Source organism: Tenacibaculum sp. nBUS_03, assembly GCF_051201695.1.
Lineage (GTDB): Bacteria > Bacteroidota > Bacteroidia > Flavobacteriales > Flavobacteriaceae > Polaribacter.
The window spans coordinates 586,072-600,764 of record NZ_CP179214.1 but is presented as its reverse complement, the minus strand read 5'-3'; the positions used below and the strand labels follow the sequence as shown (position 1 = coordinate 600,764).

The 14,693-nt window shown below is 29.1% G+C and carries 15 protein-coding genes and 1 pseudogene; 10 read left to right on the top strand and 6 right to left on the bottom strand.

Features of this window, described 5'->3' with window-relative positions; translation table 11 throughout:
- Positions 1–22 precede the first annotated feature (22 nt).
- Positions 23–1,504 carry a helix-turn-helix domain-containing protein gene (locus ACMFBB_RS02780; RefSeq protein ID WP_435262937.1) on the bottom strand — a complete coding sequence of 494 codons (1,482 nt, stop codon included), beginning with the start codon at positions 1,502–1,504 and terminating at the stop codon, positions 23–25.
- Positions 1,505–1,631: 127 nt separating this feature from the next.
- On the opposite strand from ACMFBB_RS02780, the gene aceB reads away from it, so the two are divergent.
- Positions 1,632–3,227 (top strand): malate synthase A, encoded by a 1,596-nt coding sequence (aceB, locus tag ACMFBB_RS02775; RefSeq protein WP_435262936.1) that lies wholly within the window; start codon positions 1,632–1,634, stop codon positions 3,225–3,227.
- Between the two features lie 76 nt (positions 3,228–3,303).
- Positions 3,304–4,939 (top strand): annotated as a pseudogene (locus tag ACMFBB_RS02770) (isocitrate lyase).
- Between the two features lie 131 nt (positions 4,940–5,070).
- On the opposite strand, the gene ACMFBB_RS02765 reads toward ACMFBB_RS02770, so the two are convergent.
- Positions 5,071–5,841 (bottom strand): MBL fold metallo-hydrolase, encoded by a 771-nt coding sequence (locus ACMFBB_RS02765; RefSeq protein WP_435262935.1) that lies wholly within the window; start codon positions 5,839–5,841, stop codon positions 5,071–5,073.
- A 56-nt stretch (positions 5,842–5,897) separates the two neighbouring features.
- Positions 5,898–6,467 (bottom strand): Crp/Fnr family transcriptional regulator, encoded by a 570-nt coding sequence (locus tag ACMFBB_RS02760; RefSeq protein WP_435262934.1) that lies wholly within the window; start codon positions 6,465–6,467, stop codon positions 5,898–5,900.
- Between the two features lie 497 nt (positions 6,468–6,964).
- On the opposite strand from ACMFBB_RS02760, the gene ACMFBB_RS02755 reads away from it, so the two are divergent.
- Positions 6,965–7,210, top strand: coding sequence for a hypothetical protein (locus tag ACMFBB_RS02755; RefSeq protein WP_435262933.1), 246 nt, complete (start codon positions 6,965–6,967; stop codon positions 7,208–7,210).
- A gap of 14 nt (positions 7,211–7,224) precedes the next feature.
- Entirely contained in the window at positions 7,225–8,259 is a 1,035-nt protein-coding gene (locus ACMFBB_RS02750; protein WP_435262932.1) for a phosphatidylserine decarboxylase, read from the top strand.
- A 237-nt stretch (positions 8,260–8,496) separates the two neighbouring features.
- Here the strand turns inward: ACMFBB_RS02750 and ACMFBB_RS02745 are convergent, their stop codons facing one another.
- Genes ACMFBB_RS02745 through ACMFBB_RS02735 form a run of 3 tightly spaced genes read right to left on the bottom strand, consistent with a single transcriptional unit; the run spans position 8,497 to position 11,248 of the window.
- Positions 8,497–9,891: a pyridoxal phosphate-dependent decarboxylase family protein gene (locus ACMFBB_RS02745; RefSeq protein ID WP_435262931.1), complete on the bottom strand. Its 1,395-nt coding sequence runs from the start codon at positions 9,889–9,891 to the stop codon at positions 8,497–8,499.
- Positions 9,892–9,935: 44 nt separating this feature from the next.
- Positions 9,936–10,295 (bottom strand): cupin domain-containing protein, encoded by a 360-nt coding sequence (locus ACMFBB_RS02740; RefSeq protein ID WP_435262930.1) that lies wholly within the window; start codon positions 10,293–10,295, stop codon positions 9,936–9,938.
- Positions 10,292–11,248, bottom strand: coding sequence for a bifunctional helix-turn-helix transcriptional regulator/GNAT family N-acetyltransferase (locus tag ACMFBB_RS02735; protein ID WP_435262929.1), 957 nt, complete (start codon positions 11,246–11,248; stop codon positions 10,292–10,294). Before ACMFBB_RS02735 ends, ACMFBB_RS02740 begins: the two co-directional genes overlap by 4 nt.
- 151 nt (positions 11,249–11,399) lie before the next feature.
- Here ACMFBB_RS02735 and ACMFBB_RS02730 point away from each other — a divergent pair, with 151 nt between their 5' ends.
- The 6 genes from ACMFBB_RS02730 to ACMFBB_RS02705 all read left to right on the top strand — a co-directional run bounded on the left by ACMFBB_RS02730 (position 11,400) and on the right by ACMFBB_RS02705 (position 14,685).
- The gene (locus tag ACMFBB_RS02730; RefSeq protein WP_435262928.1) at positions 11,400–11,750 is read left to right on the top strand and encodes a DoxX family protein; all 351 of its coding nucleotides are present in this window, start codon (positions 11,400–11,402) and stop codon (positions 11,748–11,750) included.
- Between the two features lies 1 nt (position 11,751).
- The gene (locus ACMFBB_RS02725) at positions 11,752–12,156 is read left to right on the top strand and encodes an OsmC family protein (protein ID WP_435262927.1); all 405 of its coding nucleotides are present in this window, start codon (positions 11,752–11,754) and stop codon (positions 12,154–12,156) included.
- A gap of 4 nt (positions 12,157–12,160) precedes the next feature.
- On the top strand, positions 12,161–12,691 hold the full coding sequence (locus ACMFBB_RS02720; RefSeq protein WP_435262926.1) for an NADPH-dependent FMN reductase: 531 nt from the start codon (positions 12,161–12,163) through the stop codon (positions 12,689–12,691).
- A gap of 87 nt (positions 12,692–12,778) precedes the next feature.
- Positions 12,779–13,216, top strand: a complete 438-nt coding sequence (locus ACMFBB_RS02715) for a MarR family winged helix-turn-helix transcriptional regulator (protein WP_435262925.1) — start codon at positions 12,779–12,781, stop codon at positions 13,214–13,216.
- Between the two features lie 8 nt (positions 13,217–13,224).
- Positions 13,225–14,022 (top strand): pirin family protein, encoded by a 798-nt coding sequence (locus ACMFBB_RS02710; protein WP_435262924.1) that lies wholly within the window; start codon positions 13,225–13,227, stop codon positions 14,020–14,022.
- A 240-nt stretch (positions 14,023–14,262) separates the two neighbouring features.
- Positions 14,263–14,685 carry a hypothetical protein gene (locus ACMFBB_RS02705; RefSeq protein WP_435262923.1) on the top strand — a complete coding sequence of 141 codons (423 nt, stop codon included), beginning with the start codon at positions 14,263–14,265 and terminating at the stop codon, positions 14,683–14,685.
- Positions 14,686–14,693 lie beyond the last annotated feature (8 nt).

Sequence of the window (14,693 nt, the reverse complement as noted above, 5' to 3'; positions counted from 1 at the left end):
TTAATATAATGTTGATTTTATATTAAGAATAGGTGTTTAAAATAGTAGAAACTGTTTTGTCAAAATCTTCAAAATCAAGTTCTCTTTGTAAACGCCATGACTCTATCATTCTCTCTTTACAGTCTTTTATAGAGCAGGTTTCACAAGTAATACCTACTTTTCTTGAAGGAATAGAAGTGTCATTTGCAAATTTTAATCTTTTCTTTAAATGTGGTGATATAAGTAAACCAATAGAAATACTCCGATTTACATCTTTTTTAAAAGGGTCTGACGTAGCTGATGATAATACTAAATATTCATTGTTTGAATTTTCGTAAGAGGATGTTTGAATTCCAAAAGACGTTGACGCAGATGAGTTTTCTAAATTTTGAATAGAGTTTATAGAAATCCAACGTCTACAGTAATGTTCATTATTTCTATTTGCATGAGGTGTTTGTTGTTGTGTAATGTGTAATTCTTTGGTTAATTTATATTTGGGTGAGTTTACTTTATGGGTAAAACGTAAAAAGAATAGATTTTTAATATTGAAAAATTTAGGCAAAATATTTGTTAAGCGCTGATAAAAAGATTCAGCAGAACAATTATATTTACTTATCATTTTATTGAATTTTTCATTACTCCAAGTTTCAGACTCGAAAAAAGTCTTTAGTTCATCAACCAAATTTTGTTTTGAAATTATTAATGCACCAGCAAAGTAAGAAGCAATAAAGTTATTTAATACCTGATCAAAACTCTCAAATTTAATCCAAGGAAAAGTAAATAACCTATTTTTAATTTTAAGGAAATTGTAAGCAATTTCTTTTGCATAAATAAAAGCTTTCTGAGCTTCAGATATTTCTTTACTAATTAAAAGTGTTTTTTTTGCGGGTATATATAAGTTACGAAGCTCATTTAAATTTGAGTATTTAGATAATTCTTCATTATCAATCGTATAGTTGAATTCTTCAAGTAAGATTTCTTCAAGATCAGAAGAGTTAATTTTAGATGATAAATCTATATGATAAGCTTTAGCAAAAGCTTCAACGTGTTCTTCTATATCTTCAAAATAATTATTATGTGCTTCTTGATATGAACGAAGGGAGGCTAAGAAGAAGCTTTCTCTGGTTAAGTTGTAGTTTTGAGATATTTTAATAATTGTACTAATAAAAGCATTTACTTTAGCCGGAGCATTTGCAACAATATCAATCAAGTTTTTTTCTTGAATACCAAAAAGTTCAAAGGGAATTTCTTTTAGTATTTGTGACTTCAGTATTTCTCCAATAGGAGCCAAGTTTTTATCTAGTTTTAAAGATACTAAATGGTCATACGGAACATCTAGGTTTTCAGAAAGTAAAACAATTTTATCTGTTTTTGGATATTTTTTTCCCTTTTCAATTTCGTTTAAGTACGATTTTGAGAGTCCAGTAAGTTTCGCTAGTCCAAATAATGAAAGTTTTTTGTCAGTTCTTATTTGCTTTAATTTTAAGCCAAAAATTAACCTAATGTATTCGTCTTCAATGTGCATAAAAACAAATATATAAATTATTAGCGAATAATTTATTTTTATAATTTATTTAAAAATAGCGAACGTTCGCTTGTAGAGTTCAATAATATTTTATATCATTGTGGTGTAATTCTTAAAAATGATAATTATGAAAGCAGCAACATTGGTTAAAAAAATTAATTTAAAAGGTTTTAAAACAGATGTCTATGAAGATATTTTAACAGATGAGGCCTTACGTTTTTTAGTTGAGTTACATAAAGAATTCAATGCCAAGAGAGTTTCACTTTTAGAAGATAGAAAAATTTATCAAGCATATTTTGATGCTGGAAATTATCCGGAATTCCCAAAAGAAACAAAGAATATTAGAGAAAGTAACTGGGTTTGTGCTGAATTACCTAAAGATTTGTTAGATAGGAGAGTGGAGATTACAGGTCCGGTTGATAGAAAAATGGTGATTAATGCGCTAAATTCTGGAGCAAAAACATTTATGGCTGATTTTGAAGATAGTAGTTCTCCAACGATTACTAATTTATTAAATGGACAAGTAAATCTTCGTGATGCTGTAAACAAAACAATTTCTTTTTATAATGAGAAAAAAGATAAAACATATAGTTTAAATAAAGAGGTGGCTACCTTACTTGTTCGTCCAAGGGGCTTACATTTAGAAGATAAGCATATAGAGGTAGATGGAGAACTAATGTCTGGTGCCTTAATTGATTTTGGACTCTTCTTTTTTCATAATATTAAAAATTTATTAGCTAAGAAATCAGCTACTTATTTTTATTTACCTAAGCTAGAACACTATTTTGAAGCTCGATGGTGGAATGATGTTTTTGTATTTGCTCAAGATTATATGGGAGTACCCCAAAAAACAATCAAAGCAACTGTTTTAATTGAAACAATAACTGCAAGTTTTCAGTTAGATGAAATTATATATGAGTTAAAAGATCACATGGCAGGATTAAATTGTGGTCGTTGGGATTATATTTTTTCATACATAAAGAAGTTTAGAAATCATAAAGATTTTTTGGTTCCTAATAGAGATCAAGTAACTATGAGTACTCCTTTTATGAATGCATATTCTTTAAAAGTAATTCAATCTTGCCACAAACGAGGTGTTCATGCCATGGGCGGAATGGCTGCTCAAATTCCTGTAAAAAATAATGAAGAAGCAAATAAAGTCGCTTTTTTAAAAGTACAAAAAGACAAAGAACAGGAAGTTCTTAACGGCCATGATGGAACGTGGGTTGCGCATCCTGGGTTGGTTTCTACTGCTATGGATATATTTAATGAGTATATGTCTGATAAGAATCAGATAGAAAAAAAACTAAGTGAATTAAATATTACTGAGGAGGCTTTGGTTGAATTACCAAAGGGAACAATTACTGAAGAAGGAATAAGAAAAAATATCAATATAGGTATTCTATATATAGAGAGTTGGTTGTCTGGTAATGGAGCTGCAGCATTATATAATTTAATGGAAGATGCTGCTACTGCTGAAATTTCAAGAACTCAAATTTGGCAATGGTTAAAAAGTGAAGTAATGTTAGAAAATGGTAGAACATTCACAAGACCAATGTATTATGAATATAGAAAATCTGAGATTAAGAAAATAAAAAGTTTAGTGGGTGAGGAGTCTTTTTATCAAGGAAACTATAAAAAAGCTATTGAATTATTTGATTCACTGGTATTGTCTGATGAATTTGAAGAGTTTTTAACTTTACCAGCATACAAATATCTATAAAAAAAGCCCTGCAATGCGGCAACATTAACAGGGCAAGTTATCAATACAATTAATAACCTTTATCAATTACAAAATTATGAAAAAAATAGCACAAGAAAGTTATAGTTCTGCATTAGAAACTGTAAGAAATCTTAAAGAAAAATATGGAAGTTCGTGGAATGCTATTAATCCACAAAATGCAGCAAGAATGGTTTCTCAAAATCGTTTTAAAACAGGTTTAGATATTGCTAAATATACTGCAAATATTATGAGGGATGATATGGAGGCATATGATGCAGATTCATCTCAATATACGCAATCACTTGGTTGTTGGCATGGTTTTGTTGCTCAACAAAAAATGATTTCTGTAAAAAAACATTACAAAACAACTAGTAAAAGATATTTATATCTTTCTGGTTGGATGGTTGCAGCTTTGAGAATCTGAGTTTGGACCTCTTCCTGATCAATCAATGCATGAAAAAACGGCTGTGCCAGCTTTAATTGAAGAAATTTATGATTTCTTGCGTCAAGCTGATGCAATTGAATTAAATGATTTATTTAGAAGATTAGAAGCAGGAGAAAATGTACAATATGAAATCGATAATTTTGAAACACATGTTGTACCTATTATAGCAGACATTGATGCTGGTTTTGGAAATGAAGAAGCAACGTACCTATTAGCAAAAAAAATGATAAAGGCTGGCGCTTGTGCTATTCAAATTGAAAATCAAGTTTCAGATGCAAAACAATGTGGACATCAAGATGGTAAAGTAACAGTACCACATGAAGACTTTATAGCAAAATTAAATGCTGTTCGTTATGCATTCTTAGAATTAGGGGTTAACAACGGAATTATTGTTGCAAGAACTGATTCTGAAGGTGCTGGGTTAACTCAAAAACTACCTGTAAGTAATGAAGAAGGAGATTTAGCTTCTAAATATTTAGATTTTATTGAATGTCAAGAGGTTTCAATTGATGAAATTAGAGATAATGAAGTTTTGCTTAAAAGAGGAGGTAAGTTGGTACGCCCAGTAAGATTAGCAAATGGGCTGTATAAGTTTAAAGAAGGTTCTAACATAGATAGAGTAGTACTAGATTGTATCACAAGTCTACAAAATGGAGCTGATTTGTTGTGGATTGAAACACCTACACCTCATGTTGGCCAAATAGCTCATATGGTAAATAGAGTAAGAGAAGTTATTCCAAATGCTAAATTGGTATATAATAATTCTCCATCTTTTAATTGGACACTTAATTTTAGAAATCAGGTATATGAAGAGATGTTACTTGAGGGAGAAAACATGACTTCTTATGATAGAAACAATTTAATGGATGAGCAATATGATGGCTCAGAATTATGTCATCGAGCTGACGAGAAAATAAAAACTTTTCAAGTTGATGGGGCAAGAGAAGCAGGGATATTTCACCATTTAATTACGTTGCCTACTTATCATACCACCGCTTTACATATGAATGATCTAACAAAGGGGTATTTTGGAGAAGCTGGAATGTTAGCTTATGTAAAAGGAGTTCAGAGACAAGAAATTCGTAAAGGGGTAGCTTGTGTAAAACACCAACGTATGGCTGGTTCTAATTTAGGAGATGATCATAAAACATTTTTTGCAGGAGATAAGGCTCTTAAAGCTGGCGGAGTAAAAAATACATCCAATCAATTTGAAACCAAGGAATCTAAACAAGTAGTTCAAAATAATGAGAAAATAGCTGTAGCTTAGGTATTGTAATAATGTTGTAAGCAATTAAAAAAAATATACTATTTGTTACAAGTAATAAATTTTATATTATTTTGAAGTGAAACTCCACCAATTTGGTGGAGTTTTTATGGTAAAGCTAGTAAATTTAGAGGTTAAGTAATTTCTAAAAATTCACCATCATCAGGAATCCATACGTTATCAATTAATTTATTTTCTGTTAAAATATTTTTTAATTTTTTTCTAGTTAATGGACAGTGATTTATTGATTCCATGTGATTAGCAATAACTTTCCCCTTTGTAGTTTTTATAAATGTTAAAGTATCTTCTTCTTTCATAATGAGTTTATTAAATAAGTCAAATTGAGCTGCACCACAAGCTAGAATGCTAACTTCTGGTTTGTAGCTTTTTAAAACTTTATCTACTGATGGTGTGTAAATTGTATCAGAACTTAGATAAATTGATTTTTGATTAGGTAATTTTATATAAAAACCAATTACATTCCCCATTAATTTAGATACAAATCCATATCCATGTTTAGCAGGGATTCCTTTAATTGTACCTCCCAAAAAATCTTGTTGCTCCCAATATTTTATTGTTTTAACTACATTTAACCCTCTTTTTACAAAAGCTTTTTTATCTTTTATACTACAAGTAATAGGTGTGTTTTTCTTAATTAAAAAAAGTATTCCTTTATTGTCAATATGATCAGGATGTTGATGTGTAATTATACAATGAGTTACTTTATTTAGTATTGAATAAATATTTTTTGGTAAAGAAACAGTAGGGTTTTTTCTAGCTTTGTGTCTAAAAAGAGTGAAACTTGGCATTACTCCTTGCTTACCAAGCATTGGATCAATTAAAATAACGTCTTTTTCAGTTTCTATAACCATTGTAGCATTTCTAATATGATGTATTTTTAGCATAGGTATATTGTTTATTCAAATGTCTAGTTTAAATAAATAATATCCATTGATTCAAATCAAGAAGTACGTTTTCTAATACGACTTAATGTTTCTGGGGTTATATTTAGGTATGAAGCAATATGATATTGAGGAATGTATTGAAGCCAGTTTGGTTTATAAATGAATAATTCTTTATAAAGTTCTTCTGGAGTTTTAGTAACCCGATTAAACTCAAACATTTCTTTTTGTTTTAAAAGTTTTTGAAAAGAAGCTTCAATAAATGATTTTCCGCATTGGTATTTTGTTAATAAATCAAAAAACACATGTCTTTCAATACTAAGAACTTCAACATAAGAAAGGCATTCTTGATTTTTAAGAGTACTAGAATTTTGATTAAAGGTTAATAAATCAGTTATAAATTGGGGTTTGGTGTAAAAGTTTATATTTATTTCTTTTTCATAACTTGAATAATATTCTCTAATTATTCCTTTATTGAGAAACCGAAGTTGTTGTTCTTTTGTATTTTCTTTTAGTATTAAACTTCCTTTTTTATAATTATTTATTTTAAATAAAGAAAAAAGCTCATCTAATCCATGTTCATTTAAGGGATATTCAGTTTTAAAGAATTTGGATATTTCAGTAAACATTATTGTTTCATTTAACTTATTGAATAGCTTAATACATGTAATGGTACTCTACTCACATTTTTGATTTATAATGAAACAAAAAAAGAATAATTTTTTAATTTATTTCACATTTATTAAACATTTCTATCATTCAATAGACGGTTGCTATAAAATACTTCAATGGTGATTAACTGATGCTCTTATAGGAATATTAATAGCATATTTAATTATTGGTAAAATCATATAAGTGATTGTTTTATTTCTCCTATTACTTTAATAGGTGCTTTTGTGGTTGAAAACTAGATGCTTATGGCATTTTTTTAAAAAATGATTTATTAATTCTTCAACTTTGAATACCCTGATACTATTATGAGTAGAGTTTATTGTATCAGCTTTTGTTTAATCATTAGAAATTTAAATTACTACTACTAGATTTTGATTGATTAGGATTTTATTTAGGTGGTATCCGAAAAACCTATGTTTTAAAAGAGTAGGAATTATTTAAAAACTTATTAATTATGGAGGCAGTTAAAACTATTGAAACTCATAAAGCAGTTGTTGAGCAACTGAAAAGTATTTTGGATGGTAATTCAGCAATCTCAAAAAGTTTAGAAGAATCATTAAAAAAGGCAGTTTCATTATCTAAGTATGGGAATCCTGATGAAAATATACCTCCTTTAAATAAGATCTTTACAAAGCGATTGATAAAGAGTTTAAAGGAAAAGGTTGGCCTGAAACGGTTGAAGCTTATTATGATTATTTAGATGTTTATGTACAAATGCTTCCTAATGAAAGTAGAGATGCTGAATACCCAAATGCTTGGACCAGTGATGGAACTAAAAATGGTTACAATCAAAAGGTGTATGATTTGCTTTGTCAATCATATTGGTTAATAGACCAAAAAGATTCAGAAGGAAAAACAATGCAAAGTTATCCTGAATTTGCTAATTGGCTGGTTAGTTTTGCAAATGCTTGGGGTACTTTCTTAGATACAGAGGAATCATTAAATGATGAAACTTTAAAATCATTCAAAGATGATAAAAATAGTCAAGGTGAAAGTGTTTATAATTTCCCATTATATTCTGATAATGAAAAAAAATGGAATACTTTTAATCAGTTTTTTTATAGAGAATTTAATCAAGCAGATCCAAAAACAGGAATATCTCCATTACGTCCTATAGCGAGTCCAGAAGATAATACAACTATTGTATCTCCAGCAGATTGTACTTTTAAAGCTTTTTATCCAATAGATAAAAATGGAAACGTTGATGAAGTTACATTAAAGGGAACGCATACTATTGGCACTATAGATGAGTTGTTACAATATAGTAAATATGGAGAAAATTTTTATGGAGGTACATTTATACATTATTTTTTAAGTCCGTTTGATTATCATCGCTTTCATACGCCAGTAAGTGGTGAAATTTTGGAAATTCTTCCAGTACAAGGTAAAGTATATTTAAATGTAGAAACAGCTTCTAACGGGCAGTTTGATGCTCCAGATGGTGGAGGAAATGGGTATGAGTTTACACAATCAAGAGGATTGGTAATTATGGATGCAGGGCCTGAAGTAGGAAAAGTTGCTATTTTACCAATAGGAATGTGCCAAGTATCAGGTGTTGATATGTATACTGAACTTCAAGGTCAAAAAGTAGTAAAAGGTCAGGAGTTTGGGAAGTTTAGGTTTGGAGGGTCAGATATTATCATGTTATTTGAAAAACCCCCACATGAGCTATACATGTTTCAACAAGATCCGTCACATCAACCTATTCATTTTCAATACGGACAAACTTCTGTTTATTGGAATAAATAGTATTTAGTTTATAAAAAAGATAGTTTTGAAAAAAAACTATCTTTTTTGCTTTTTGAAAAGAATAAGAAATCCAGCTCGATATGCTTAATACTTAAAGATTCTTTTACAATGATGTTATCTAATTTTTTGAACTCAAAATCAGTTTTTTTCTAGTCTACAGTTTTCACTATTGATTTTTAGTGATAAAATATGAATAAATAACGTAAAGGATATTTAGTAATTTTAGGTAAAAGGTGACTAAATTTTTGATAATTCTAGAGCCTTTTCAAAGGATTTGACAGCCTTTAAAATATCACTTTCTGTTGTTGCCCAGGAACAAATACTAATTCTCATTACTTTTTTACCAAACCACATTGAACCACCTAACCAACATTCTCTTAGCATCTGAATATTATGTAAGACAGCTTCAGTAATTTCATCAGAATTACATCTTACGAGCACTTGGTTAAAAACTACCTCATTTTCAACATGAAAACCATTTATTTTTTCTATTTCATTAGCAAACTGCTTTGCTCTTTGATTCATTGCTAAAATCATTTCATCGATGCCTTTTTTGCCCAGATATTTTATTATTGACCATAATTCTATAATTCTAGCTCTTCTAGACATTTCAGGAGTATAAAACATACCGTCCCTTTCTGAGCTTTTTAAAATATAGCTGCCAGACATATGAAGAGCTGAGGTCATTGCTTCTTGATCTTTACATAATATGATTCCACAATCATATGGAGTATTTAATGTTTTATGTCCGTCTACAGCCCAAGAAGATGCTTTTTCTATCCCTTTAGTTAAGTGTTTTAATTCATTTACAGTTTCAGCCCATAGTCCGAAAGCTCCATCTATATGAACCCAAGTATTAGTTTTTTCAGCTTTCTCACAAATGATTTCAAAATTATCAAAAGAACCACTGTTTACATTTCCAGCTTGTAATACTAAAATTGTGTTAGCATCCAATTCCGGAATTGATTCAGGAATAATTCGCCCCTGGTTGTCAACATCTATCCATTCTATATTTTCTTTTCCTAATCCTAAAATTCCAATAGCTTTTAAAACTGTTGAATGTGCTTGCTTACTTGTTACAATTCTTATTTGAGGTGAGTTTCTAAGTCCTTTTTCATTGATATCCCAGTTATTTCTTTCTAAAATACGATATCTAGCAGCAGCTAAGCCACACAAATTGGCTGTTGATGTTCCGCTTACAAATCCAGCTGAAGTTTTTTTTGGCAAATTAAATAAATCTACTAGCCATTTTTCCACAACTGACTCTAACTTACTTCCAATAGGAGAAAGAACATTCATTGCAGGAGCTTGATCCCAATAAGTACCTAAGTTTTTTGCAGCCAACCCTACAGGTATAGCACTACCAGTTACAAAGCCAAAGTATCTGCCTCCTATAGTAGCAGTAGTAGCAGGAGTACCGAACGTATTCAGTTGGTCAATAACATTTTTAGCATTTGTTGAATTAATAGGAAGTTCTTCATCAAAAACAGATAAGTTTTCAAGTGCTTTTTCTGTAGGAAAAACATTTCGATCAAAAATAGTATTTAAATATTCTAATGAATAATGTTGCGCTAGATTGAATATTTCTTTGTTTCTAATTTCTTGAAACATGGTATCTTGAAGTGTATTCATTTTTTATGTGCTTTCTATTAATTTCTTGTTATATAGCTGTATTATTATTTCTGTTGACTGATCGATTTTGTAATTTTAGATTTTACATTACCTGTATGTTTAGTTGACTTAGTTTCAATAAGCATGATTAAACAATCTTCAGATGAAGAAACTCTATGGTTTACGCCTTTTGGAACAACAAATAAATCACCAGTATTCATTGTAAAACTAGGCTTGTTTTCTATCTCCATTAAAAGAGCCCCTTCAATGATGTAAAATAACTCATCTTCTTTATCGTGATTATGCCAAGGGACCTCTTCACCTTTGATTTTTGCAACTTTTACAAATTGATTATTCACTTCCGAAATTATTTTTGGAGAAAAATATTTTTTTAACTTTTCAGCTTCTTCTTTTACTTTTATCATGCTATTAAATTTAATTTCATTTTAATGTCACAACGTTCATAAGGGCAGTTTTCTTCAACAGGAATTTCAATAAAATTATATTTTCTATATATATAAATGGCATTTTCAAGTTTTTTGTTAGAGTATAATATTAAACTTTTAAAGTCATTGTTTTTTGCAAAATTTATGCAGTGTTGCATTAATTGTTGACCAATTTTATGCCCTCTATGATTTGGAGATACTGCCATTTTTGTTAATTCATATGTGTCATCTTTAGGCATTAGAGCAACGGTACCTACAATTTCGTTATTTAGTTTTGCAAAGAAAACATACCCTCCTTTATTGATTATGTATTTTTCAGGATTATTTAATACTTCTTCGTCAAAAGCCTCTACATAAAAGAAGGCTTGTAGCCACTCAATATTTAAGTCATAAAATGATGTTGAGTATTCCCTTTTAAAATCAACAATTTCTATAGTTTTTGTTGCTGTATTCATGTTTATATGTTCAATTATGGCTTTACTAAAATCTTTTTGGTTAAATTTTTCTTCTAAAATATTTAAATGTTCAATTAATGAATTTGATTGTATAGCTGTGTATTCTTTAATTATATGTTCAATACTTTCCCATAGAGGGGTTATCTTTTGTATGAGTTTGATCCCTTTTTGTGATAAATAAATAATCTTTTTTCTTTTATCATTTTTATCTTCTTTTAATACTATAAGTTGCTTTTTTAACAACTTATTGAGTGTTTGTGTTGTAGCTGGTTGTGATGTTTTCAAACTAGCATTAATTTCTGTGTTGGTAACACCGTCTTTATTTTTTATAATTTTAAAAATTGGAAATAAATAGGAATCAAAGTCTATATTATATTCGTTATAAACTATTTGGGTTTCTCGCATCATATAGTCGCTAACTCTTTTTAGTCGAGACCCCATTCCTATTTCTCCTATACCTTTTAATGCGTCTAACATAATATTTATAAGTATTTATATAAGTACTTATGCAAATTTATGTAAATTTTATTATCAATAAAATTTATTATGGTATAAATATTATTTTCCGTTACTTTATTAACCATGGAAAATAAATTGTATATTTGTGTTGTATTTAAATTATAGCACAATGAATACGAATAAAATTATTTTTTATATATCAACAGGTCTATTGACTTTGTTAATGCTTTTTTCAGCAGGAATGTATTTTTTTAATCATGCGGAAGTTGCTAAAATGTTTATAGGATTTGGATATCCTACTTATATAATATATCCATATGCTGTTGCAAAAATTTTAGGTGTAGTTGCTATTTGGTTTTTTAAAGGGCATTTTTTTAGAGAATGGGCATATGCAGGTTTCTTTTTTGCTTTTATTTTAGCATTTTTTGCGCATATAATGATTTCAGATGGAGGACAATTAGCAGCTGTAGTGGCATTAATAGTATTGACTGTTTCATACATTTTTGATAAGAAAGTTTAACATGCCAACAACCATATCTACAGTAATACTAAGTAATCGCGATTATTTGGCAGAAGCGAAAATGAGGAATCATTTTTTAGTTATAGATGAGCCAGTTAATAAAGGAGGTGATGATAATGGTGCCACACCTGTTGAATATTTATTAACTGCAATAGGAGGATGTGTATCAATAACACTCAGAATGTATGCGAAACATAAAGGGTGGGACTTGGGTAAAATAACAGTAAATGTTTATCAAAAGAAAAAGGTTACTTCTAATGGTATAAAAATAATATTAGAAGAAGAAATTTCTTTTGAAAGAGAAATAACTGAAAAGCAAAGAAATCGGTTGTTGGAAATAGCAGGAAAATGCCCAGTAGCCAAAATGATAAAAGGTGAAACACCAATAATTTCAAAAATCAAATAAAAAAATGAAAAAAGTAGTAGTATTTGCAGGTAGTAATAGTGTTAAGTCAATTAATAAAGAACTTGCAATTTATGCTAGTAGTTTACTAGACAATGTTAAAATATCTGTTTTAGATTTAAATGATTTTGAACTTCCTATATATGGAATTGATGAAGAAATGAATAATGGAATTCCCAAAAATGCAAGAACGCTTTTAGAAGTAATTCATAGTGCTGATGGTATTATACTTTCTTTGGCAGAACATAATGGTAATTTTTCGTCAGTATTTAAAAACACCTATGATTGGATGTCTAGAATTCAGCAAAAATTATGGAATAATATTCCAATGTTGTTAATGGCTACTTCACCAGGAGGTAGAGGAGGGGCTTCGGTATTATCGATAGCAAAATTAGGTTTCCCTCATATGGGAGGAACTATCATTGCAGATTTCTCACTACCCTCTTTTTCTGAAAATTTTAAAGATGGTGGTATAATTAATGAAGTATATAATGAACAATTAAAAGAGGCTGTTCAAAAGTTTAATAGTTCTTTATAATTTGAGTTTGTATATTTTGAATTGTAATTATATTCCTTGGTAATTACTTAAGGTTTTTATAATTTTGTAAAAGAAAAAATAAAAGAAATGGGAGATATTTCAAAAGACATTAAATCAACGTTTCCAAATGATAAAGTAAAAGCTTTCATTAATATTAAGTACACCGCAAATTGGTTAAGTAGTAAAGAAAATGAGTTTTTTAAGCCTTATGGTATTTCACCACAGCAGTACAATATTCTTAGAATTCTAAGAGGAGCAGGCAAGCCTGTAAAAGTACAATTAATAAAAGATAGAATGATTGAACGTGCGCCAAATGCAACACGTTTAATGGATAAACTATGTGATAAAAAATTAATAGAAAGACATCGATGCAATACCGATAGAAGGGTAGTTTTTATAAATATTTCTGAAAGTGGCTTAAAGTTATTGTCAGATATTGGTAATACTATTGAATTTGATTTTTTTGAAAATTTGACAGAGGAAGAAGCAGTTCAGTTAAGTAATTTATTAGATAAATTAAGATAAAATATAAAATGGATTTTAAAATAATTCATAAAATAATCGAGAGTCCTATAGTAAGTATGGGTAATATCAGGCTAAGACAACCTATACCTTCTGGTGGAATAGAGATGGTTGACCCTTTTTTATTACTCCATCATTATGGGCCTTATGCTATTAGTCCTTTTAACAATCCTTTTGATGTAGGAGCGCATCCTCATAGAGGTTTTGAACCAATAACTTTATTGTTTAAGGGAGAACAATTACACAGAGACTCCTTAGGAAATGAAGTAATTGTAAAAGCTGGTGATGTTCAATGGGTAACTGCTGGAAGAGGTATTGTACATTCTGAGGGACCTACAAAAGATTTTATTGAAAAAACAGGAGACTTAGAAGGAATTCAGTTATGGTTAAATTTACCTGCAAATAAAAAAATGATACCTCCTAATTATCAACATATAAAAGCATCACAAGTACCTGTTATTGAGAATGCTGATAAAAGTATTCTACTAAAAATAATAGCAGGTATTCAAGATGGTAAGAAAGGTTTAATAAATACTCATACTTCAGTTAATGTTTTCACTATTGATGCTAAAAATCAAGGTGAACTTAACTTTAATGTACCAAAAGGTCATAAAGCTCTTATATATTTATTACAAGGAGAAGCCCTAATAAATAATACCGTAAAGCTATTAAAGGGTAAAAATCAAATGATTACTTTTAAAGAAGAAGGAAGTAAACTTAAGTTGGAAGCAAAACAAGGAAGTGTGTTATTATTTCTTTCAGGTGAACCAATTAATGAAAAAGTAACATCTTGGGGGCCTATGTTATGAATTCACAAACTGAAATAATGGAAGCGCTTAGGGATTACAAACAAGGGAAAATGGGATTTTTATATTAAACAAAAAAAAAATAAATTTATAATAGTAACCTCAATGTTAAACTTAACGTTGAGGTTTTTTATTAAATCTAAAAATAGGAGGTAATAACTAATAAAAATTAGTGATAACCTTATTCTATATTAAATTAATTTTCAATATTTTGTGAACAACTAAAAACTATAACCAAACAGTATGATTAACCCTATTTTTTTATCAGAAACAAGTAAAGCTGATGCCGAAACAAAGTTGAATGATTTATTTAATGACCCCGTGGTGGTGGTATTAGTAATAGGCAACACTACTATATCTGAGACAGTTTTAAATAAAATTTCTTCTTTAATTAATTCAGAGGATCATTTTTTTAAAGGAGTTCGTGTAGTCCAAGCTAAGAATCCTATGTTAATAAAAGATTTATTGACTAGTTTACATGTAAATCCTAGATTAAAAACAATAAAATGGGATGCTATTGAAGAGTATATATTTTTTTCAATTACTAATGTTTTTAATAATATTGGAGATGCAGTGTTAACTGAGAAGTATACTAACAAGCCGATGTACTATATAGAAAGGTCAATTTTTAGAGCCTGGGCATTTGATAAAAATTTAAGTATTTAAAAAAGAAA

Bases quoted from the DNA above. Each gene is read 5' to 3' on its own strand.
- ACMFBB_RS02730 (WP_435262928.1), top strand. From the start codon at position 11,400: ATGAATACGAATAAAATTATTTTTTATATATCAACAGGTCTATTGACT.
- ACMFBB_RS02780 (WP_435262937.1), bottom strand. From the start codon at position 1,504: ATGCACATTGAAGACGAATACATTAGGTTAATTTTTGGCTTAAAATTA.
- ACMFBB_RS02720 (WP_435262926.1), top strand. From the start codon at position 12,161: ATGAAAAAAGTAGTAGTATTTGCAGGTAGTAATAGTGTTAAGTCAATT.
- ACMFBB_RS02755 (WP_435262933.1), top strand. From the start codon at position 6,965: ATGGAGGCAGTTAAAACTATTGAAACTCATAAAGCAGTTGTTGAGCAA.
- ACMFBB_RS02735 (WP_435262929.1), bottom strand. From the start codon at position 11,248: ATGTTAGACGCATTAAAAGGTATAGGAGAAATAGGAATGGGGTCTCGA.
- ACMFBB_RS02760 (WP_435262934.1), bottom strand. From the start codon at position 6,467: ATGTTTACTGAAATATCCAAATTCTTTAAAACTGAATATCCCTTAAAT.
- ACMFBB_RS02740 (WP_435262930.1), bottom strand. From the start codon at position 10,295: ATGATAAAAGTAAAAGAAGAAGCTGAAAAGTTAAAAAAATATTTTTCT.
- ACMFBB_RS02745 (WP_435262931.1), bottom strand. From the start codon at position 9,891: ATGAATACACTTCAAGATACCATGTTTCAAGAAATTAGAAACAAAGAA.
- aceB (WP_435262936.1), top strand. From the start codon at position 1,632: ATGAAAGCAGCAACATTGGTTAAAAAAATTAATTTAAAAGGTTTTAAA.
- ACMFBB_RS02705 (WP_435262923.1), top strand. From the start codon at position 14,263: ATGATTAACCCTATTTTTTTATCAGAAACAAGTAAAGCTGATGCCGAA.
- ACMFBB_RS02715 (WP_435262925.1), top strand. From the start codon at position 12,779: ATGGGAGATATTTCAAAAGACATTAAATCAACGTTTCCAAATGATAAA.
- ACMFBB_RS02710 (WP_435262924.1), top strand. From the start codon at position 13,225: ATGGATTTTAAAATAATTCATAAAATAATCGAGAGTCCTATAGTAAGT.
- ACMFBB_RS02765 (WP_435262935.1), bottom strand. From the start codon at position 5,841: ATGCTAAAAATACATCATATTAGAAATGCTACAATGGTTATAGAAACT.
- ACMFBB_RS02750 (WP_435262932.1), top strand. From the start codon at position 7,225: ATGCTTCCTAATGAAAGTAGAGATGCTGAATACCCAAATGCTTGGACC.
- ACMFBB_RS02725 (WP_435262927.1), top strand. From the start codon at position 11,752: ATGCCAACAACCATATCTACAGTAATACTAAGTAATCGCGATTATTTG.